Source organism: Streptomyces sp. DH12, assembly GCF_020873895.1.
In the GTDB taxonomy this organism is placed as follows: domain Bacteria; phylum Actinomycetota; class Actinomycetes; order Streptomycetales; family Streptomycetaceae; genus Streptomyces.
Window position 1 is genome coordinate 1 of the sequence record NZ_JAHWGT010000235.1, and the last position, 766, is coordinate 766.

Below are 766 nucleotides of genomic sequence, written 5' to 3' on the forward strand. Positions count from 1 at the left end.
GAAATTCTCGTGTTCGATGGCGAAGAGCGCGTGATGAGCGGTACGCGAACGGCCCCGTCCCTGAGCAGGGACGGGGCCGTCGGCGAAGCGACCGCGCACGATCACTCCATGCTCACTCCATGATCACTCCGCGCCGAACGCGATCACCGAGTACTCCTTCTCACGCGTCGTGAAGTCACTCGCGTACACGGAGGACATGTACAGACCGCCCTGCCCGTACTGGATCTCCGAGTACTCCGGCGACATCCGCGACTCCACGTCACGCACCGCCTCCGTCGACGGGTTCTCCATCAGGAGCGTCTCCTTGAAGGACTCGCCGTCGATGCTGACGATCTGCCCGCCCTTGTCGTACGGCGGCCGCTTGTACGCGATGACGTTGGGGCCGTCCATGCGCAGCGGGTAGATCTCGTAGTTCTCGCCGGCGTCGGCGCGCTGGCCGGTCTGCTTGCCGGTGACCAGGTCGAACGCCACGACCTCGTTGGTCTGGCTGTACGACTCGCCGCCGCTGTCGTGTTCCTCGGTGGCGATGTACAGCCGGTCGTTGCCGACCGTGACGCCCGAGCAGTTCTCCACCTTGTAGATGCCGTCGCAGCGGGCGGCGAACTCGTCACCCGGCGCGGAGAGGCGGGCGCGCAGCTTGCCGGTCTTGCTGTCGATGGAGAAGAAGTCGGAGATACCGCTGCCGTCACCGGCGCTGTCGCCGACGTCGGCGGCCACCACGAGCGGGTCGGTGGAGACGACGGCCGCGTACTCGATGCCCTCGTCC

The 766-nt window shown here is 66.4% G+C and carries 1 pseudogene; it reads right to left on the bottom strand.

What is annotated here, in order from left to right:
* Nucleotides 1-123: 123 nt before the first annotated feature.
* Nucleotides 124-766 (bottom strand): annotated as a pseudogene (locus LPA54_RS33750) (hypothetical protein); the annotation flags it as partial.